Raw genomic sequence first — 19,488 nt, 5'->3', positions numbered from 1 at the left:
GGGAGGCCCCATGAAGCTGGTACTGGCCTCCTCCAACCGCGGCAAGCTCGAGGAACTGCGCGTGCTCCTGGCCGGCAGCGGCATCGAACTGCTGGCGCAGTCGGACCTGGGCGTGGAGGACGCCGAGGAAACCGGCCTGACCTTCATCGAGAACGCCCTGATCAAGGCCCGCCACGCCAGCCGCGCCACCGGCCTGCCGGCGCTGGCCGACGACTCCGGCCTGTGCGTGGACGCCCTCGGCGGCGCGCCCGGACTGTACTCGGCCCGCTACGCCGGCGAGCCGGCCGATGCGCAGCGCAACATCGACAGGCTGCTGGCCGAGCTGGACGGCGTGGAGGACGCCCGCCGCGGCGCCCACTTCCACTGCGTTCTGGCGGTGCTGCGCCATGCCGGGGACCCGCAGCCGCTGCTGGTCGAGGGCCGGTGGCGCGGCCGCATCACCCGCCAGCGCCGCGGCGAGGGCGGCCACGGCTACGACCCGGTGTTCCTGGACCCGGAGTACGGCATGACCGCGGCGGAGATGCCGATGGAGCTGAAGAACCGCCTGAGCCATCGCGGCAAGGCGCTGGAGCTGTTGCGCGCGCGCCTGCCCGAAGTGCTGGGCTGAGGGCGCCGCGCACCACCCCACCATGCCCGACCTGGTCCCGCCGCCGCTGTCGCTGTACGTGCACCTGCCCTGGTGCGTGCGCAAGTGCCCGTACTGCGACTTCAACTCGCACGCGGCGCGGGAGCCCCCGCCGTTCGAAGCCTACGTGGACGCGCTGGTCCGCGACCTGGAGCACGACCTGCCGCTGGTCTGGGGCCGCACCGTGCACAGCGTGTTCTTCGGCGGCGGCACGCCCTCGCTGTTCCCGCCGGAGGCGATCGACCGCTTCCTGCAGGCCGCCGCGGCGCGCCTGCGACTGGCCCCGGACGCGGAAATCACCCTGGAGGCCAATCCCGGCACCGCCGAGCACGGCCGCTTCGACGGCTACCGCGCCGCCGGCGTCAACCGGATCAGCTTCGGCATCCAGAGCTTCGACGACGGCTGCCTGCGGCGCCTGGGCCGCATCCACGACAGCCGCGAGGCCGAGGCGGCGGTGAAGCTGGCCCAGGACGCCGGCTTCGACAATCTCAACCTGGACCTGATGTACGCCCTGCCCGGCCAGGACCTGGCCATGGCCGAGCGCGACCTGGAGCGCGCCTTCGCCCTGCAGCCGGCGCACATCAGCCACTACCAGCTGACCCTGGAGCCCAACACGGTCTTCCACGTGCGCCCGCCGGAGGGCCTGCCCGACGAGGACCTGGCCTGGGACATCCAGGAGCGCTGCCAGGCCCTGCTCGAACAGGCCGGCTACGCCCAGTACGAGACCAGTGCCTACGCCCGCCCGGGCCGGCAGTGCGCGCACAACCTCAACTACTGGCGCTACGGCGACTATCTGGGCATCGGCGCCGGCGCCCACGGCAAGATCACCCTCGGCGCCGAGCAGGCGATCCTGCGCCGCTGGAAGCAGCGCCACCCGGCCACGTGGATGGCCGCGGCCGGCAGTGCCGCTGCGGTGGGTGGCGACGACCGCATCGATCCCGAGCGGCGCCCGTTCGAGTTCATGCTCAACGCCCTGCGCCTGCACGAGGGGTTCGCGGTGGCCGCGTTCGAGGCGCGTACGGGCCTGCCGTACGCGGCCATCGCCGCCCAGGTGGAGCAGGCCGTCGCGCGCGGCTGGCTGGAGCGCGACGGCGGGCGGATCCGCCCGACCGCGCTGGGCCGGCGCTTCGCCAACGACGTGATCGGCCTGTTCCTGTAGGCCGCGGTCCGCCGGCCGGCGGTTTCCGGCCGTGCGGGAAACATGCTAAATACCGGCCAATCAGGGGGGCCATGCCGGATGGCTGCGACATTCCAGACCACATCGAAGGGCACGGCCCTGACGCTGGCCACGGCGCCGCTCCCGCCGCGCGTGCGCCAGATCCTGGAGGCGGTCAACGCGCTGGCCGCACAGGCCCTGAGCGCCTCGCTGAACCTGGCGCTGAACGAGTTCGAACGGCAGCTGTTCCGCCAGTCCGAGCGCGCACGCAGCTCGCAGGAACAGGCCGAGTGTTTCGCCGAGCTGCAGCAGCTGCGGCAGCGCCGCGCCGACCTGGTGCCCGGCTACCTGGCCGACCTGGAGGACGTCCTGGCGCGGCTGCGCGAGGACGCGCCGGTGGAGGCGCAATCGCCCGCGCCCGCCCCGATCGAATTCAGCCGCCTGACCCTGGTCGAGGACCAGGACCTGGACCGCGAGATCATCCTGCGCGACATCGCCCGGCGCGAGGCGCAGCGCGGTGGCATCCCGCTGCTGCTGCTGGGCCAGCGCTTCGGCGTGCTGGCCGCGCGGCCGGCCTACGGGCCGGAGACCCTGCCGCTGGGCCCCTACGTGCTGTGCCGGCTGCTGCGCGCCGCCGGCGAGCGGCTGCAGGTGGGCGTGCCCGCCCAGCTGCTGCTCTACCGCGCCTTCGAGACGCACGTGATGGAGCGCTACGGCGAGCTGGTCGAATGCCTCAACGTGCGCCTGGCGCACGAGGGTGTGCTGCCCGGCCTGACCTACCAGCCGTACCGCCCGCGCACTCCCGGGCAGTCGCGGCCGCGCCCGGCCGCCGTGCCTGGCGACGGCGAGCGGCGGCCGCTGACCGGCTGGCAGGGCCAGTCCAGCCACTCGGCCTGGAGCGGCGCCCTGCTCGAGAGCCTGGCCGCGCTGAGCGCCCCGGTCGCGGCCACAGGCGAGGCCGCCGACGGCGCCGCGCCCGCCGGCACGGCCGCGGGCGAAGCCGCCATGCCGGCGGACGCTGCCGCGGCGCCGACCGACCAGCTGATGTTCTCGGCGCTGCGCCAGCTGCTGGCGCTGCACCGCCAGGCCGTGCAGGCGCCCGCGCCGGCGCCGCCGGCGGTACGCCTGCCGGACGAGGCGGTGAGCAAGACCCTGGGCATGCTGCAGAACGTGCCGCAGAGCCGCACGCCCGGCCGCCGCCGGCGCACCCTCGACGACCTGCGCCGCGCCGTGGTGGAGCTGGCCCGCCGCACCCACGGCGACAACGCCGGGCTGACCCCGGACCAGCAGGACACCTTCGACCTGCTGGGCCTGCTGTACGGCGAGATCGGCCGCGAGGTGCACCCGGACGCGCCGGCCCAGGACATGCTCGAGCGCCTGCAGGTGCCGGTGGCGCGCGCCGCGCTGCAGGACCGCAGCTTCTTCGTGCGCGAGCGCCACCCGGCCCGCGACCTGCTCAACCTGGTGGCCGAATCCGGCGCCAGCTGGCTCGGCGAGGAGGAGACCGATCCGCAGCTGGTCTCGCAGATCGGGCAGACCGTGGACCGCGTCGCCGAGGAGTACGACGGCGACGAGGCCGTGTTCGAGCGCGCCCGCCAGGAGATCGAGGACCACTACCGGGCCCAGGCACGCAAGGCCGAGGTCAGCGAGCGCCGCCAGATCGAGGCCGCGCGCGGCCGCGACCGCCTGGAAAGCGCCAAGCTGCGCGCCGCCGAGGCCATCGCCGCGCGCCTGGAGGACCGCAAGCCGCCGCAGTTCGTGCAGGCCCTGCTCCACCAGGCCTGGGCCGACGTGCTGACCCTGACCGCGCTGCGCCACGGCGAGGACTCGGCCGAGTGGAAGGCGCGCGAGGAAGCCACCGCGCGCATCGTCGCCGCCACCTGCGACCCGGACGCCCCGCCCGATCCGTCCTTGGCCACCCTGGTGGAGAACGCGCTGCGCCAGGTGGGCTACCACGGTGACGAGGCCGCCGCCATCGCCCGCCGCCTGTCGCGTGCCGACGACGACGCAGAGGGCCCCTCGCGCACCGAGCTGACCGCGCGCCTGAAGGCGCGTGCGCGCCTGGGCGAGAGCGCCCAGCCGGAACGCAAGCCCCTGCCGCCGCGCAACGCCGTCGAGCAGGCCTGGTACGAGCGGTTGCGCACCCTGCCGTTCGGCGCCTGGTTCGAGTTCGTGGTCAACCAGCAGGGCGAGGTGCGGCGCAAGCGCCTGTCCTGGTACAACCCGACCACAGGCAACGCGCTGTTCGTCAACGCGCGCGGCCAGAAGGCCGGCGAGCACTCGCTGGACACCCTGGCGCGGCTGATGGCGCTGCAGCAGGCGCGCATCGTCACCGAGGACAAGGGCCGGCTGATCGACCGCGCCTGGCAGGCCACGCTGCGCGCGCTGCGCGGCCTGGCCGGTCGCCCCAACAAGCCCGAGGACCTGGAGCCGGAAGCCTCGTGATCCACGAATCCCGCCGAGCCCCGCGCCGCCGCGTCTCCGAGAACGTGCCGGTGGTGGACACCATGACCGACCAGGTGGTCGGCTACCTGGGCAACCTGTCGGAAACCGGCATGCTGCTCATGGCCCACGCGCCCCTGTGCGAGGACGCGCTGTACCAGCTGCGCTTCGACCTGGGCCAGGCCGGCGAGCCGCTGCCGGTCCTGGTCGGCGCGCACCTGCTGTGGATCGGCCCGGCCAACACGCCGGGGCAGAGCTGGTGCGGCTTCCGCTTCCTGACCATCGCCGAGGAGCAGCGCGCGGCGGTGCGCGCCTGGGTCCAGGCGGGCAACCCGCCCTCCTGAGCGCCGCGCCCGGCGGGCGGTTGGGGCAGACTATGTCCTTTCCCCGCCACCGAGCGCGACGATGCGACCCGCCGATCCCGCCACCCTCTACCCGCAGCACCTGGCGGTGCTGTGCGCGCGCGCCGACGAGGCGCTGTCCCGCAGCGGCCACGACCACCTGCTCATCCCCAGCGGCCGCCGCCACTACCAGGTGTTCGACGACCGCGACTATCCGTTCGCGGTCAACCCGCACTTCAAGCACTGGGTGCCGCTGACCCAGGTCACCGACAGCTGGCTGGTCTACACCCCCGGCCAGCGCCCGAAGCTGGTCTACCTGCAGCCGTTCGACTACTGGCACGTGGTGCCGGAGGCGCCCTCCGGCTGGTGGGTGGAGCACGTGGACGTGCACGTGATCCGCACCCCGGAGGAGGCCCTGCCGCTGCTGCCCGGCCCGCCGTCGCGCTGCGCCATCCTCGGCGAGGCGCAGTCCACCCTGGGCGCCTACCAGCCGAACAACCCGCCGGCGGCGCTGGACTACCTGCACTACCAGCGCTCGTACAAGACGCCCTACGAGCTGGCGCTGATGCGCCAGGCCCAGCGCATCGCCGCGCACGCCCATCGTGCCGCCGAGCGCGCCTTCCGCGCCGGCGCCAGCGAGTTCGACATCCACCTGGCCTACTGCGCCGCCGCGCGCCAGGACGCCACCGAGGTGCCCTACCAGAACATCGTCGCGCTCAACGAGCACGGCGCGGTGCTGCACTACACCCAGCTGGACCGCGACCCGCCGGCGGAGCGGCGCAGTTTCCTGATCGACGCCGGCGCCAGCTGCTGCGGCTACGCGGCCGACATCACCCGCACCTACGCCGCCGATCCGGGCGGCGAGTTCCAGGCCATGATCGACGCGGTGGACGCCGCGCAGCAGGCCATGTGCGCGGCGGTGCGCGCCGGCGCCGACTACCGCCAGCTGCACGTGGACGCGCATCTGGCGCTGATGGGCATCCTGCGCGAATTCGGCGTGCTCAGGGTCTCGCCGGAGGCGGCCCTGGCCACCGGCGTGAGCGCGGCGTTCTTCCCGCACGGCCTGGGCCATCCCATCGGCCTGCAGGTGCACGATGTGGCCGGCTTTGCCGCCAGCGACCGCGGCGGCACCATCGAGCGCCCGCCGGGCCATCCCTACCTGCGCATGACCCGGGTGCTGGAGCCGGGCATGGTGGTGACCATCGAGCCGGGCATCTACTTCATCGACCTGCTGCTGGACGAGGTGAAGGCCAACGGTCACGCCGACGCGGTCGACTGGGCGCGGGTGGACTTCTTCCGTCCCTACGGCGGCATCCGCATCGAGGACAACGTCCTGTGTACCGGCGACGCGCCGGAGAACCTCACCCGCCCCGCCTTCGTCGCGCAGTAGGGCCGCCCTCCCGTCCGGCCGCCCACCGTACCGGGGCGGCCGGTCCTGCCCGGCAAGGCCGGGCGTCCCGGCGTGCGCCGGAGCCGCCGGCGCCATTGTTCCCGGGGGAGCCGCGTCAGCGGCGACGCGACGCCCGCGTCCGGCCGCGACGCGTGCTCCCGCGCCGGCCACGCCCGGAACGGACGATCGGGGGCGGACCGGAGACACGCCGACACGGCCGGCGCATCCGCGCCGGGCACATGCACATGGAACGTGGCGGCTGGGCGCCGGCGAGGAGACGGCGCGCCGGCCGCGCCGCGGCGGCCGGTGCGACGGCTCAGCGCGGGATCAGGGTGTTGATCACGTGCTCGAGGTATTCCTCGAACTCCTCGTGGGTCATCTTCGGCTGCTGGGTGCGCAGCTGCAGGAAGCCGACGTAGGCCGCGTAGGTCAGGCGCGCACGGTGCTGGGCGTCGGCGCGGCCCAGGCCGGCCTGGCGGAACGAGGCGGTGAGGTATTCCAGGCGCCGCTGCGAGACCCGCTGCACCACCGGCTGCACCGCCGGATGGTCCAGGGCCTTGAGCAGCTCGCTGTAGATGGCGTGCGGCTTGGTCTCGTGGCCGACCAGCTGGAACAACTGGCGCAGGCGCTCGCGCGGGTCGGCCACCTCCTCCAGGCTGCCGAACACCTGCTCCTGCTCGACCTCCTCCCAGCGGTCCAGCGCCGCCTGCAGCAGCGTGTCGCGCGAGGGGAAATGCCAGTAGAAGCTGCCCTTGGTCACGCCCAGGCGGCGGGCCAGCGGCTCGACCGCGACGGCCGAGACGCCCTGTTCGGCGATCACGTCCAGGGCGGCCTGCGCCCAGTCGGCGGCGCTGAGGCGGTGGCCCCGGGCCGGGGCGGGACTGGCGGGCGCGGTATCGGAGGTCGTGGTCATTTCCGGATTTAACCATACGGCGCAGTCCGTTGCAGTATGCAGTTTCGTCTGCAACCACACCTTCCGGCGCCCGCCACGACCGCGTTTGCGACCCCATACGCAGACGTATTGACTTTGCCGCGAAGCGGTCCATACCATCAGGTATGGACCATCGATCCGTGACCACCGAGGACCTTCGGCTGGAGGGCGCCGGCGTGACGCTGGCCGCCACCCGGCACGCGTCCGCAGCGGAGGCCGGCATCGACATCCTCTACGCGCACGGCTTCGGCCAGACCCGCGGCGCCTGGGCCGCCACCGCCGCCACCCTGGCCGCGCACGGCCACGCCGGGCTGAGCTACGACGCCCGCGGCCACGGCCAGTCCGGGCGCAACCCGGCCGACCTGCCCTACACCGGGCACCAGTTCACCGACGACCTGATCGTGCTGGCCGGCGAGCTGCCGCGCCCGCCGGTGCTGGTCGGCGCCTCGATGGGCGGGCTGTTCGGCCTGCTGGCCGAGGCGCGCTGGCCGGGCCTGTTCCGCGCCATGGTCCTGGTGGACATCACGCCGCGCTGGGAAAGCGCCGGCGTTGCGCGCATCCTCGCCTTCATGACCGCCTTCCCGGACGGCTTCGCCTCGCTGGACGAGGCGGCCGACGCCGTCGCCGCCTACCTGCCGCACCGCGCACGCAAGTCGCCGCAGGCGCTGGCCGGACTGCTGCGCCAGGGCGACGACGGCCGCTGGCGCTGGCACTGGGACCCGCGCCTGGTGGACGAGCTGGCCCGCGACGGCGAACGCCACCAGGACGACCTGGCCGCGGCCACCGCCGCGGTGCGCTGCCCGATGCTGCTGGTCAGCGGCGGCCGCAGTGACCTGGTGTCCGCGCGCACCATCGACGAATTCCTCGCGCTGGCGCCACACGCGCGCCATGTGCAGTTGCCGGACGCCACGCATATGCTGGCCGGCGACGACAACGACAGGTTTACCACCACCGTGCTGGACTACTTGGCGGAGCTGGACCGGGCCTTCGCGCCCGGCCCGTCGGCCGGCTGCCCAGCGCCATCCGTCACCGGAGCATGTCCATGACCATCGCCATACCCATCCTGGTCTTCCTGCTGATAAGCGGCATCGCCGCCTATCACCGGATGCGCCTGATCACCTGGACCATCCTGATGGCCATCGGCCTGGGGGCCTGCTGGCTGCTGGGCGCCCACCAGACCACCACGCTGGTGCTGGCGATCATCACCGCGGTCGTCGCCGTGCCGCTGCTGCTGCCGTTCATCCGCAAGCCGCTGCTGGTGGCACCGCTGCTGAACGTGTTCCGCAGGATCCTGCCGCCTCTGTCGCAGACCGAGCGCATCGCCCTGGAGACCGGCTCGGTCGGCTTCGAGGGCGAGCTGTTCACCGGCGATCCGGACTGGCAGAAGCTGCTCGACTATCCCAGGCCCGAGCTGACCGCCGAGGAGCAGGCCTTCCTCGACGGCCCGGTGGAAGAGCTGTGCCGGATGATCAACGACTGGGAGATCACCCACGTCCACGCCGACCTGCCGCCCGAGCTGTGGGACTTCATCAAGAAGAACAAGTTTTTCGGCATGATCATCCCGAAGGAGTACGGCGGCCTGGGCTTCTCGGCGCTGGCCCACCACAAGGTGATCCAGAAGATCGCCTCGATCTCCTCGGTGGTCAGTTCCACCGTCGGCGTGCCCAACTCGCTGGGCCCGGGCGAGCTGCTGGTCCACTACGGCACCAAGGAGCAGAAGGACTACTACCTGCCGCGCCTGGCCGTGGGCGAGGAAGTGCCCTGCTTCGGCCTGACCGGCCCGTTCGCCGGCTCCGACGCCACCTCCATCCCCGACTACGGCATCGTCTGCAAGGGCACGTGGAAGGGCGAGGAAGTGCTGGGCGTTCGCCTGACCTTCGACAAGCGCTACATCACCCTGGCGCCGGTGGCCACCCTGATCGGCCTGGCGTTCCGCATGTACGACCCGGACGGCCTGCTGGGCGACACCAGGGACATCGGCATCACCCTGGCGCTGGTGCCGCGCGACACCCCGGGCGTGGAGATCGGCAAGCGCCACTTCCCGCTCAACTCGCCGTTCCAGAACGGCCCGATCCGCGGCCGCGACGTGTTCATCCCGCTGACCCAGCTGGTCGGCGGCGCGGAGATGGCCGGCAAGGGCTGGAACATGCTCAACGAGTGCCTGGCCGTGGGCCGCTCGATCACCCTGCCGTCCACCGCCTCCGGCGGCGCCAAGGCCGGCGCGGTGGTCACCGGCGCCTACGCCCGCATCCGCAAGCAGTTCGGCCTGTCGGTCGGCCGCTTCGAGGGCGTGGAGGAGGCCCTGGCCCGCATCGGCGGCAAGGCCTTCACCATCAGCGCACTGTCGCAGGCCACCGCCGCAGCGGTGGACCGCGGTGACGTGCCGTCGGTGCCGTCGGCCATCGCCAAGTACCACTGCACCACCATGGGCCGCGAGGTCGCCAGCGACGTCATGGACATCATCGGCGGCAAGGGCATCATCCTCGGCCCGCGCAACTTCGCCGGCCGCAATTGGCAGGCCGCCCCGATCAGCATCACCGTCGAGGGCGCCAACATCATGACCCGCAGCCTGCTGATCTTCGGCCAGGGCGCGATCCTGTGCCATCCGTGGGTCATGAAGGAGATGAAGGCCGCCCAGGAGAAGGACCGCAAGGCCGCCATCGCCGCCTTCGACGAGAGCCTGGCCGGTCACGTGCGCTTCGGCATCTCCAACGCCGTGCGCTCGTTCTGGATGGGCCTGACCGGCTCCAGGTTCGGCAAGGTGCCGGGCGACGCCTACACCCGCCAGTTCTTCCGCAAGCTGGACCGCTACGCCGCCAACCTGGCGCTGATGGCCGACGTGTCCATGCTGCTGCTGGGCGGCAAGCTGAAGTTCAAGGAGTCGCTGTCCGGCCGCCTGGGCGACGTGCTCAGCCACCTGTACATGGCCAGCGCCGTCCTCAAGCGCCACCACGACGAGGGCGCGCCGGAGGCCGACAAGCCGCTGCTGGCCTGGAGCATGTACAACAGCTTCCACGTGATCGAGAAGGCGCTTTCGGACGCGCTGCGCAACTTCCCGATCCGCCCGGTGGGCTGGCTGCTGTGGGCGCTGGTGTTCCCGCTCGGCCGCCGCGCCGAGGCTCCGGGCGACCGCCTGAACCACCGCGTTGCCTCGCTGCTGATGACCCCGAACGAGGCGCGCGACCGTCTGGCCAAGGGCGTGTTCCTGACCCCGTGCGAGAACAACCCCGGGGGCCGCATCGCCAGCTACCTGCCGCTGGCCGTGCAGGCCGAGCCGGTGGAGCGCAAGTTCCTCAAGGCGCTCAAGAGCAAGGGCATCGAGGCGCTGGAGTTCGACGCCCAGCTGGACGAGGCGGTGCGCGAGGGCGTGATCACCGCCGAGGAGCGCAAGCTGCTGGAGGAGCTGCGCCGCGTCACCCTCGACACGATCACCGTGGACGAGTTCGACGTGCACGAGCTGCGCGCGGCCAGCTACTACGACCTGCCGGGCGCCAAGCGCGAAGCGGCCTGACCGGCCGCCACGCACCGGCAAGCCACGGCGGCGGCGGGCTTCGGCCCGCCGTCGTCGTATCCGCCTCCTGGAAACCGGGGGGATCCGACATGCCCAACCGCCTGCTCGAGCTGTACCGCCGCATGCGCCGCTGGCCTGGTGGCGCCTGGCTGTTCTCCCGCGCCGGGTGCTTCCGGGCGCCGTATTTCTCCAGCATCGCCCCGCGCGTGGCCGTGCTGGAGCCGTGCCGCTGCGAAGCGGTGATGGAGCACCGCCGCCGCGTGACCAACCACCTGGGCACGGTCCACGCCATCGCCCTGTGCAACCTGGCCGAACTGGCGGCCGGGCTGATGGCCGAGGCCAGCCTGCCGGCGGGCATGCGCTGGATCCCGCGCGGGATGGAGGTGGAGTACCTGCGGAAGGCACGCGGGCGGATGCACGCCATCGCCACGCCGGACCGTCCGCCGGCCGAATCCGCCGCCCCCTACGACCTGCCCGTCACCGTGCAGGTGCGCGATCCGGGCGGCGGGGTGGTGTTCCGCGCGGTGATCCGCCTGCACGTCTCGCCGCGGCCGCCCGGCCGCGGCTGAGGCCCGGCCGGTGCCGGCTCAGGAACCGGCCGCCGGCGCGGCCTCCGGCGGTGCGGCGGCCACGGCGCGCTCGGACGGCAGCTTGGCCTCCTCGCGCAGCAGCCGCCAGGCGCCGAAGGCCATGCCGCCGGCCACCAGCAGGCCGCCGCCGAACACCACGTGCGAGCCGAAGGCCGACAGAAGCTTGTGCAGCCAGACGAAGGCCAGGTCGCCGCCGCGGTAGACCACCGTGTCGATGGCGGCGCCGGCCTTGTAGCGCCACTCGCGCCCGACCCGGGTGTAGATGGTCTCGCGCGCCGGCTTGGCCAGCGAGAACTCGCCGGCCCGGGTCACCACCTGGACGATGGCCACCATCAGCGGCAACGGCGAGGCGGCCAGGATGGAATAGCCGATGATGATCGCCGCGGCCGGGATCAGCAGCGCCGGGGCGATGCCGTAGCGTGACAGCAGCGGCCGGGTGGCGAACACCTGGATCACCAGGGTCAGGGTGTTGACCGCCAGGTCCAGGGTGGCGAAGAAGGTGGCGCGCTCGTCGGCGGTGGCGAAGGCGGTGCGGGCGATGGCGTTCTGCTCGTTGTACAGCAGCGTGCCCACGCCCACCGCCATGACCACCATGAAGGCCAGCCAGCGCAGCAGCGGCTCGCGCGCGATCAGCTTCAGCCCGGCCATGATCTCCCCGCCCATCGGCACCTCGCCACTGGCCAGGCGCCGCTCCCGCTCGCGCAGCACCGCCCAGTGGCGCAGGCGCAGGATGCAGACCATGCACACGCTCAGCAGCCCGGCCGAGACCAGCATCAGGTTGGCGATGCCGACCCGCTCGACCAGCGTACGGGTGATCACCGGCCCCAGGAACGCGCCGACGGTGCCGGCCGCGCCGATGTAGCCGTAGCAGCGCCGCGCCTCGGCGTTGCTGAACACGTCGGCCATGAAGCTCCAGAACACGGCCACCGCGAACAGGTTGAACACCGTGATCCAGAGGATGAAGGCCAGGCCGCGCCCGGCCATGCCGCTGTCGAACATCAGGTAGAACAGCAGCAGGGTGGCGATGAAGAAGCCATAGATCACCGGCAGGAACACCCGGCGCGGGTAGCGGCTGACCAGCCAGCCGTACACCGGCTGCAGCAGCAGCATGATCAGGAACACCGAGGTGAAGATCACCTGCAGGGTGAACTCGCCCAGCGGCACCCCGCGCGCGGCGAAGAAGGCCACCATGGCGTGCGGGAAGATCGCCTCGATGTCGCTGGAGGCGGCCATGGCCTCGCGCACCGGGCGCAGCACGTAGTAGCCGCTGAGCAGGCAGAAGAAATAGACGAACGCCCACAGCAGTGGGGGGTATTCGGACAGCGCCGAGCGGAACCGGCCGAGCCGGGAGGACGCCGCGTCTGCTGGATTCATGTGGGACTTCCTGGGGGAGGCGCATGCCCGAAGGCCACCGCCGGCGGGCTTCCAGAGCGCGCACGGTATCCGATGCACTGCAACATCGCCAACACCCCCGCCCGCACTTGCGCGCCGGCCGCCGGCGCCTGCAGCATTCCGGACCGGGGCCGCCAGGCGGCCGGTGGGGGGGACCATGTACGACTTCGTGATCGTCGGCGCCGGCTCGGCCGGCTGCGTGCTGGCCGCCCGGCTGAGCGAGGACCCGGCCTGTCGGGTGCTGCTGCTGGAGGCCGGGCCGCGCGACTGGCACCCGTTCATCCACATGCCCGCGGGGCTGGGCCGGCTGGTCAACCAGCGCCGGATCAACTGGGACTACTACACTGAGCCGGAGCCGCGGCTGCACGGCCGCCGCCTGTGGTGGCCGCGCGGCAAGGTGCTGGGCGGCTGCAGCTCGATCAACGCCATGTGCTACACCCGCGGCGTGCCCGGCGACTACGACGCCTGGGCGCGCGCCGGCGCCGACGGCTGGCACTGGGAGGCGGTGCTGCCCTGGTTCCTGCGCGCCGAGGGCAACACCCGCGGCGCCGGGCCGCTGCACGGCGCCGACGGTCCGCTGTGCGTGTCCGACCTGCGCCACCGCAACCGGCTCTCGGAGGCCTTCGTCGAGGCCGGGGTGCAGGCCGGCTGGCCACGCAACGACGACTTCAACGGCCCCACCCAGGAGGGCTTCGGCTTCTACCAGGTGACCCAGCGCGACGGCGCCCGCTGCTCGGCCGCGGCCGCCTACCTGGCCCCGGCCCGGCGCCGTCCGAACCTGGAGGTGGTCACCGGCGCCCTGGTGCTGCGCATCGTGGTCGAGGGCGGGCGCGCCCGCGGCGTGGAGTACGCCCGAGGCGGCCGCGTGCACCGCGCCGGGGCCGCCGGCGAGGTGCTGCTGAGCGCCGGCGCGGTCAACTCGCCGCAGGTGCTGATGCTCTCCGGCATCGGCCCGGCCGACCAGCTGCGCGCCCACGGCATCCCGGTGGTGGTCGATCTGCCCGGGGTGGGCGCCAACCTGCAGGACCACCTGGACATCTGCACCCTGCGCCACTGCCCGCCGGGCCTGAGCTACGACCGTGCCAGCGAGCTGAAGATCGCCTTCGACTACTTCCTGCGTGGCCGCCGCGGCGCCGGCACCAGCAACATCGCCGAGGCCGGCGGCTTCGTACGCTCGGCCCTGGCCACCGACGACCGCCCGGACGTGCAGTTCCACTTCGTCCCGGCCATGCTCGACGACCACGGCCGCAACCGCCTGCCCGGCGACGGCCTGACCGTGCACGCCTGCTTCCTGCGCCCGCGCAGCCGCGGCCGCATCCTGCTGCGCGACGCCGACCCGCGCAGCCCGGTGCGGATCCAGGCCAACTACCTGTCCGACCCGGAGGGCTTCGATCTGCGCATGATGGTCGAGTGCGCCAGGCTCTCCCGCGAGCTGCTGGCGCAGCCGGCCTTCGACCGCTACCGCGGCGCGCCGATCCATCCGCCGCGCGAGGACCTGACCGACACGGAGCTGGCCGAGTTCGTGCGGGCCAAGGCCGAGACCATCTACCACCCGGCCGGTACCTGCCGCATGGGCCGCGACGCGGACGCGGTGGTGGATCCGCAGCTGCGCGTGCACGGCGTCGAGCGCCTGCGCGTGGTGGACGCCTCGGTGATGCCGGAGCTGCCCGGCGGCAACACCAACGCCCCGACCATCATGATCGCCGAGCGCGCCGCCGACCTGGTGCGCTGGCAGACGCTGGCCCTGCGCGCGGCCGGTGCCGCCTAGGCCGGCACCAGCCGTCGCCTCAGTGCGACAGCAGCGCCGGCAGCGGGCAGTGCAGCACGGCGCACACGGTGCGCAGCAGCTCCGCCTCGGCCACGGTGACGCGGCCGTCGTGCGAGACCGCGTCCACCAGCGCCTCCACCAGCACCTGCTTGGCCGGTGGCGCCAGCGCATCCAGCGGCTCCCACACCACGTCCAGCGCCTGCACTCCGGCGGCCGGCGGCGCGTACGGCAGGTGGTCGCGCGGCAGCACCCGCTGCAGGCCGGCCAGGTAGGCGCGGCGCGCGCCGTCCGGATCGCCAGGATGGCCGGCCTCGGCCAGCACCGCCAGCAGGGTGGCGAACTCGGCGCGCACGCCAGGCGCCTTGCGCCGGCCGAAGCGGGCGTGGCGCGCCGGGTCCAGCGCCTCGCGCACCTGCACCTGCAGCAGCCGCCCCAGGCAGTACTCGAACACCGACACCCGGCCGTCGGCATGGACCATGGCGTCGGCCGCGGCCAGGAAGGCGTCCAGTTCCGGCCGCGGGCGCTGGCGCAGCGCCGGGAAGGCCCGCGCCGCCAGCGGCAGGCGCAGCATCGGATGCAGGCCGGCCAGGCGCCGTTCGTGCACGGCCTGCGCCTGTTCCGCCAACGCCGGCCCGCAGCGTTCGGCCAGCAGCGCGCGCTGGCGGCCGGCCAGCTCCGGGTCGGCCTCCAGCAGCAGCGCGGCGAGCACCGCCATGGCGCTGTCGCGCCGCCGCGCCAGCGCGCACAGCTCCGGGTCCAGGCTGGCCGCCAGCGCGTGGGCGTGGTCGTAGTCGTCGTCCGCCGGCGCGGCGACCTGGCGCGCCACCGTCGGCGGCGCCCCCTCCACCTCGGCACCGGCCGCCGGCAGCGGCGGCGGCCGCGCGTCGCCCGCAGCCACCAGGCCCAGGGCCAGGTCCTCGGCCATGCCGTCCGGCGGCGTGGCCGCCCAGCGCGCCTGCAGGGCCTGCAGCTGGCGCGCGTCGAAGGACGGATCCAGGCGGCGGATGCGCTCCAGCAGCGGCGGGTGGGTGGCCATCCAACCGGCCAGGTGGAAGCCCTGGGCGAACAGCATGTGCGCCACCTCGCCGGCGCCGGCGCGGTCCTCCAGGCGCGCGCCGGCGTGCAGGCCGGCGATCTTCTTCAGCGCGCCGGCCAGCGCCGCCGGCTGGCGGGTGAACTGCACCGCCGAGGCGTCGGCCAGGTACTCGCGCTGGCGGCTGACCGCGGCCTGGATCAGGCGGCCGAAGAACACGCCGAGGCTGCCGATCACGATCGCCACCAGCGCCGCCAGCATCACCGCCAGCACCGCACTGGCGTTGCTGTTGCGCCCGCGCACGGACGGGGCATGCAGCAGGATCCGCTGGCCGATCAGGCTCAGCATCATGATCCCGAACAGCACGCCCATCAGGCGGATGTTCAGGCGCATGTCGCCGTTGAGGATGTGGCTGAACTCGTGGGCGATGACCGCCTGCAGCTCGTCGCGGTTGAGCCGGTCCAGGGCGCCGCGGGTGACGGCGATGGCCGCGTCCGCGGTACCGTAGCCGGCGGCGAAGGCGTTGATGCCGGCCTCCTGCTCCAGCACGAACAGGCGCGGCACCGGCACGCCGGAGGCGATGGCCACCTCCTCGACCACGTTGCGCAGGCGGCGCAACGCGGGATCGCGGGTGTCCTCGGGCACCCACGTGCCGCCCAGCTGCGCGGCCACCGCCGCGCCACCGCCGCGCAGCGAGGCGATGCGGTACAGCGAACCCAGCCCGATCACCGCGCCGGTGAGCAGGCTGGCCGCCACCACGGCCTCGACGCTGCCGCTGGCCAGCCACACCACCACGTCCACCGCGCCGACGATGGCGGCCACGGCCAGCGTGAACAGCAGCACCAGCCGCGTGGAGCTGCGGCGGGCCGCCTCCTGGTGCTCGAAGAAGTTCAAGGCCGCACCCGCAGGCTCAGAACTGCACCTTCGGCGCCTCGCGCACCTCCGGCCGGGCGGCGGGGATCTCCAGCAGCGCCGCCGGGCCGAAGCCGAAGGCGTTGGCCAGCAGCACCGAGGGGAAGGTCTCACGCTGGTTGTTGTAGGCCATGACCGCGTCGTTGTAGGCCTGCCGCACGAACGCCACCCGGTTCTCGGTGCTGGTCAGCTCCTCGTGCAGCTGCATCATGTTCTGGTTGGCCTTCAGGTCCGGATAAGCCTCGGCCACCGCCAGCAGGCGGCCCAGCGTGCTCTCCAGCTGGCCCTGCGCAGCGGCCAGCTGCGCCATCGCTGCCGGATCGCCCGGATGCGCCTTGGCGGCGGCCAGGCCGGACTGCGCCGCCGCGCGCGCGGCGACCACGGCCTCCAGTGTCTGCCGCTCATGCGCCATGTAGCCCTTGGCCGTCTCCACCAGGTTGGGGATCAGGTCGAAGCGCCGCTGCAGCTGCACGTCGATCTGCGCGAAGGCGTTGCGCCAGGCGTTGCGGCGCTTCACCAGCGTGTTGTACAGGCCGATCGCCCACCCGGCGAGCAACACCAGGCCACCCAAAAACACCAGCAGGATCAAGAAACTGCCCATTCATCTTCTCCTGGTTTGTGCAATCCGCTAACCCCGGCGCTAGAATCGGCCGCAGCAGTAGAGTAAGGCACCACAGCGATGAGAAACGGGCGCGTGCGTCGACCCAAGCCATCGTCGGGCGGTACGCGAACGCTGAGGGCAGCCTCCCTGGGTCTGGCATCGGTGACGATGCTGCTTGCCATGGCGCTGCCCTCCACGGCGCAGACGCCCACGCTTCCCGATCCGGCGCTGCAGCAGCCGGCCCCCGCGCAACCCGCTCCCTACCGCCCGGTGTCCGGCCGCGCGCCGCTGCCGCTGGCGCCGGGTTTCGACGTGGGCCGCTTCGAGGCCATGGCCGAACAGCTGGTGCAGGGCCAGCGCGTGCCGGGCATGGCCATGGCCATCGTGCACAACGGGCGCATCCTCAGCGCACGCGGCTATGGCGTCACCGACGTCTCGCAGCCGGAGCCGGTGGACGCCCACACCGTGTTCCGCCTGGCCTCCCTCTCCAAGGCCTTCGCCGGCACCCTCGCCGGGCTGCTGGTCCACGACGGCCACCTGCGCTGGGACAGCCGCGTGGCCGACTACGTGCCCGGCTTCCGCCTGGCCGACGAGGAGGCCACGCGCAGGGTGACGGTGGCCGACGTGCTCAGCCACCGGGTCGGCCTGAAGGCGCACAACGCGTTCGACCGCGACATCGAGGGCAACGCCGAGTACTACCAGGTGGCGCGGAAGCTGGCCGACGCGCCGCTGGGCTGCACGCCGGGCGACTGCTATGCCTACCAGAACGTGGCCTTCAGCCTGATCGGCGACGTGGTCTTCGCCGCCTCGGGCGACTTCTACGAGCAGGCGGTCAAGCGCCGCATCCTGGAGCCGCTGGGCATGCACGACGCCAGCGTGGGCCTGGCCGGCATCCTCGGCAGCCCGCGCTGGGCGCGACCGCACGTGCGCAGCCGAAACGGCTGGGTCGCGGTCACGCCCAAGCCCACCTACTACCGCCTGGCGCCGGCCGCCGGCGTCAACGCCAGTGCCTCCGACATGGCGCAATGGCTGCTGGCGCACACCGGGCACCGCCCGGACGTGCTGCCGGCGCCGCTGCTGGCCACCCTGCACGCCCCGGTGGTGTCCACGCCGGGCGAGATGCGCTCGGGCTGGCGCCGCGAGCGGCTCAACGCGGCCAGCTACGCGCTCGGCTGGCGCGTGTTCGACTACGCCGGCGAGGAAGTGGTGTTCCATGCCGGTGCGGTGCAGGGCTACCGTGGCATGGTCGCCCTGGTCCCCGGCCGCGACCTGGGCGTGGCCATCCTCTGGAACAGCGAAAGCAGCGTGCCCTCCGGCCTGCTGCCGACCATCCTCGACCAGGCGCTGGGGCTGCCGCCGCAGCGCTGGCTGGACGTGGAGTTCGGCGCGGACAACCTGATGGCCGAGGGCGCCGCGCCGTCCAGCCGGCCGGCCCGCCAGGGCGGCGCCTCGGGCAAGGCCGCCGCCTCGCCGCGCTGAGGGCCGCACCTTCCGCGCCCCACAAAAAAGCCCCCTCCCCGCTGGGCTTCGGGGAGGAGGCCATCATTCGTCCGGTTATCGGGGCTTGCTTCAGATCAGCGGAGCCGGGGTGGCCGGCAGCGCAACCGGGGCCGGCTTCTTGCGGGCCGGCTTCTTGGCGGCCTTCTTCGCGGCCGGCTTCTTGGCGGCCGGCTTCTTCGCGGCGGCCTTCTTGGCGGTCTTCTTCACCGCCTTCTTGGCGGCGGTCTTCTTGGTGGCCTTCTTGGCGGTCTTCTTCACCGCCTTCTTGGCGGCGGTCTTCCGCACGGCCTTCTTGGCGGCAGCCTTCTTCGCGGTCTTCTTCACCGCCTTCTTGGCGGCGGTCTTCTTGACGGCCTTCTTGGCGGTGGCCTTCTTGGCGGTCTTCTTCACCGCCTTCTTGGCGGCCGGCTTCTTCGCAGCTTTCTTCGTTGCCATGGCTGGCTCCTCGTCAGTGAACTACGGATGGGTAACGCCCAGTCGCGAAAACCCACGGCGACAGCCGCCGGGGGGCATCCGTCGGCGCGGTACGCACGTCGGGACGGATACGGGAACACCCGCGTCGTGCGGGGACGCGGGTGACGTTTCGGGGAATCGCTGCGTTTTTCGGAGGGAAGCGGAGCGCATCCACCGTGCTCAGGTTCCTGGCGGATGTCCTGGTTGTGCTTCCCGTTGTCTTGTTGATTCGAATCACTCGCTTCGGCAGGCAGCGTCTGCTGGGCGAAACCTAATCACGGTTTTTTTTACTGTCAACACCCGCGCGACAAATTTTCCCCGCCACTTCGCCCGCGTCGGCGGCCGCGCGCCGCGCACCGTCGGCGGCGACGCGCCGCGCGCGTCGGCGCACGCGTTGCACGCCTTGCAATCGGATGCGGAAAACAAGCGGTTTTTCGCACGGCGTCGGTTTCGCCATCCACACGCGCGGCGACGCGGCGCCTGACCTTCGGCACGCACGCGCCGCCGCGGCGGAGGGGCGCGGAAGCATCCGCGCGCGGCGCCGGTTTCGCGTCGCACAAGCCGATTTGCGCCGAACTGCGCGAACCTTCCGGCGCGCCAGGACGCGCCGGCGGCGGCATCGCCGGCGGCGATGCGCGCCGCCGCCTTGCCCAAAACGAAACCTGATTAGCCCCGACCCTCAGCCATGAAAATTGCTCGCAGCGCGCAAGACCGGCTCGGGGCAAGGCTTGCAGCGCAGCATGGCGGTGGCCAGTCGCGGCAGCATCTCATGCAGGCGGAAGCGACGGTTGAACCGGTAGGCGGCTTCGGCCAGGTAGCGCCGCGCGTACTTGGCCTGGCGGA

The 19,488-nt window shown here is 72.7% G+C and carries 15 protein-coding genes and 1 pseudogene; 10 read left to right on the top strand and 6 right to left on the bottom strand.

All coding sequences use genetic code 11. The annotated features are described in order from the left end of the window. Window positions 1-10 precede the first annotated feature (10 nt). The 5 genes from rdgB (at window position 11) to pepQ (ending at window position 5,954) form a co-directional block, all read left to right on the top strand. A complete protein-coding gene (rdgB, locus tag CR938_RS08460) occupies window positions 11-607 on the top strand; it encodes an RdgB/HAM1 family non-canonical purine NTP pyrophosphatase (protein ID WP_162124594.1) in 597 nt (198 codons plus the stop codon). 22 nt (window positions 608-629) lie between these two features. Continuing rightward, a complete protein-coding gene (hemW, locus tag CR938_RS08455) occupies window positions 630-1,784 on the top strand; it encodes a radical SAM family heme chaperone HemW (protein WP_162124593.1) in 1,155 nt (384 codons plus the stop codon). 78 nt (window positions 1,785-1,862) lie between these two features. After that, window positions 1,863-4,226 (top strand): DUF1631 domain-containing protein, encoded by a 2,364-nt coding sequence (locus tag CR938_RS08450; protein WP_162124592.1) that lies wholly within the window; start codon window positions 1,863-1,865, stop codon window positions 4,224-4,226. After that, complete coding sequence (locus CR938_RS08445; RefSeq protein ID WP_162124591.1) at window positions 4,223-4,567, top strand: PilZ domain-containing protein; 345 nt, start codon at window positions 4,223-4,225, stop codon at window positions 4,565-4,567. The genes CR938_RS08450 and CR938_RS08445 overlap by 4 nt, the downstream gene beginning before the upstream one ends. A 61-nt stretch (window positions 4,568-4,628) precedes the next feature. Then, on the top strand, window positions 4,629-5,954 hold the full coding sequence (gene pepQ / locus CR938_RS08440; RefSeq protein WP_162124590.1) for a Xaa-Pro dipeptidase: 1,326 nt from the start codon (window positions 4,629-4,631) through the stop codon (window positions 5,952-5,954). 316 nt (window positions 5,955-6,270) lie between these two features. Here pepQ and CR938_RS08435 read toward each other — a convergent pair whose 3' ends face one another. Continuing rightward, a complete protein-coding gene (locus tag CR938_RS08435; protein ID WP_162124589.1) occupies window positions 6,271-6,867 on the bottom strand; it encodes a TetR/AcrR family transcriptional regulator in 597 nt (198 codons plus the stop codon). A gap of 143 nt (window positions 6,868-7,010) precedes the next feature. On the opposite strand from CR938_RS08435, the gene CR938_RS08430 reads away from it, so the two are divergent. The 3 genes from CR938_RS08430 to CR938_RS08420 all read left to right on the top strand — a co-directional run bounded on the left by CR938_RS08430 (window position 7,011) and on the right by CR938_RS08420 (window position 10,965). Beyond that, complete coding sequence (locus tag CR938_RS08430) at window positions 7,011-7,931, top strand: alpha/beta fold hydrolase (protein WP_162124588.1); 921 nt, start codon at window positions 7,011-7,013, stop codon at window positions 7,929-7,931. Then, window positions 7,928-10,396 (top strand): acyl-CoA dehydrogenase, encoded by a 2,469-nt coding sequence (locus tag CR938_RS08425; protein ID WP_162124587.1) that lies wholly within the window; start codon window positions 7,928-7,930, stop codon window positions 10,394-10,396. The genes CR938_RS08430 and CR938_RS08425 overlap by 4 nt, the downstream gene beginning before the upstream one ends. Before the next feature lie 89 nt (window positions 10,397-10,485). Further along, entirely contained in the window at window positions 10,486-10,965 is a 480-nt protein-coding gene (locus CR938_RS08420; protein ID WP_162124586.1) for a hotdog fold domain-containing protein, read from the top strand. 18 nt (window positions 10,966-10,983) lie between these two features. Here CR938_RS08420 and CR938_RS08415 read toward each other — a convergent pair whose 3' ends face one another. Beyond that, on the bottom strand, window positions 10,984-12,360 hold the full coding sequence (locus CR938_RS08415) for an NTP/NDP exchange transporter (protein WP_162124585.1): 1,377 nt from the start codon (window positions 12,358-12,360) through the stop codon (window positions 10,984-10,986). A 175-nt stretch (window positions 12,361-12,535) separates the two neighbouring features. Here CR938_RS08415 and CR938_RS08410 point away from each other — a divergent pair, with 175 nt between their 5' ends. Further along, window positions 12,536-14,146, top strand: a complete 1,611-nt coding sequence (locus CR938_RS08410; RefSeq protein ID WP_162124584.1) for a GMC family oxidoreductase — start codon at window positions 12,536-12,538, stop codon at window positions 14,144-14,146. A 19-nt stretch (window positions 14,147-14,165) separates the two neighbouring features. On the opposite strand, the gene CR938_RS08405 is transcribed toward CR938_RS08410, so the two are convergent. Beyond that, the gene (locus CR938_RS08405; RefSeq protein ID WP_162124583.1) at window positions 14,166-16,073 is read right to left on the bottom strand and encodes a M48 family metallopeptidase; all 1,908 of its coding nucleotides are present in this window, start codon (window positions 16,071-16,073) and stop codon (window positions 14,166-14,168) included. Window positions 16,074-16,089: 16 nt separating this feature from the next. Continuing rightward, complete coding sequence (locus CR938_RS08400) at window positions 16,090-16,692, bottom strand: LemA family protein (RefSeq protein ID WP_162124582.1); 603 nt, start codon at window positions 16,690-16,692, stop codon at window positions 16,090-16,092. Between the two features lie 78 nt (window positions 16,693-16,770). Between CR938_RS08400 and CR938_RS08395 the strand changes: the two genes are divergently transcribed. Further along, window positions 16,771-18,171: a serine hydrolase domain-containing protein gene (locus tag CR938_RS08395; protein WP_162124581.1), complete on the top strand. Its 1,401-nt coding sequence runs from the start codon at window positions 16,771-16,773 to the stop codon at window positions 18,169-18,171. A gap of 90 nt (window positions 18,172-18,261) precedes the next feature. Here CR938_RS08395 and CR938_RS08390 read toward each other — a convergent pair whose 3' ends face one another. Then, window positions 18,262-18,627: a histidine biosynthesis protein HisIE gene (locus tag CR938_RS08390; RefSeq protein WP_162124580.1), complete on the bottom strand. Its 366-nt coding sequence runs from the start codon at window positions 18,625-18,627 to the stop codon at window positions 18,262-18,264. 697 nt (window positions 18,628-19,324) lie between these two features. Beyond that, window positions 19,325-19,488 (bottom strand): annotated as a pseudogene (locus tag CR938_RS08385) (IS1595 family transposase); the annotation flags it as partial.

The sequence above is a fragment of the Pseudoxanthomonas taiwanensis genome, assembly GCF_010093135.1.
Lineage (GTDB): Bacteria > Pseudomonadota > Gammaproteobacteria > Xanthomonadales > Xanthomonadaceae > Pseudoxanthomonas > Pseudoxanthomonas taiwanensis.
The sequence above is the reverse complement of the archived record's forward strand: the minus strand, read 5'-3'. Positions and strand labels throughout refer to the sequence as shown.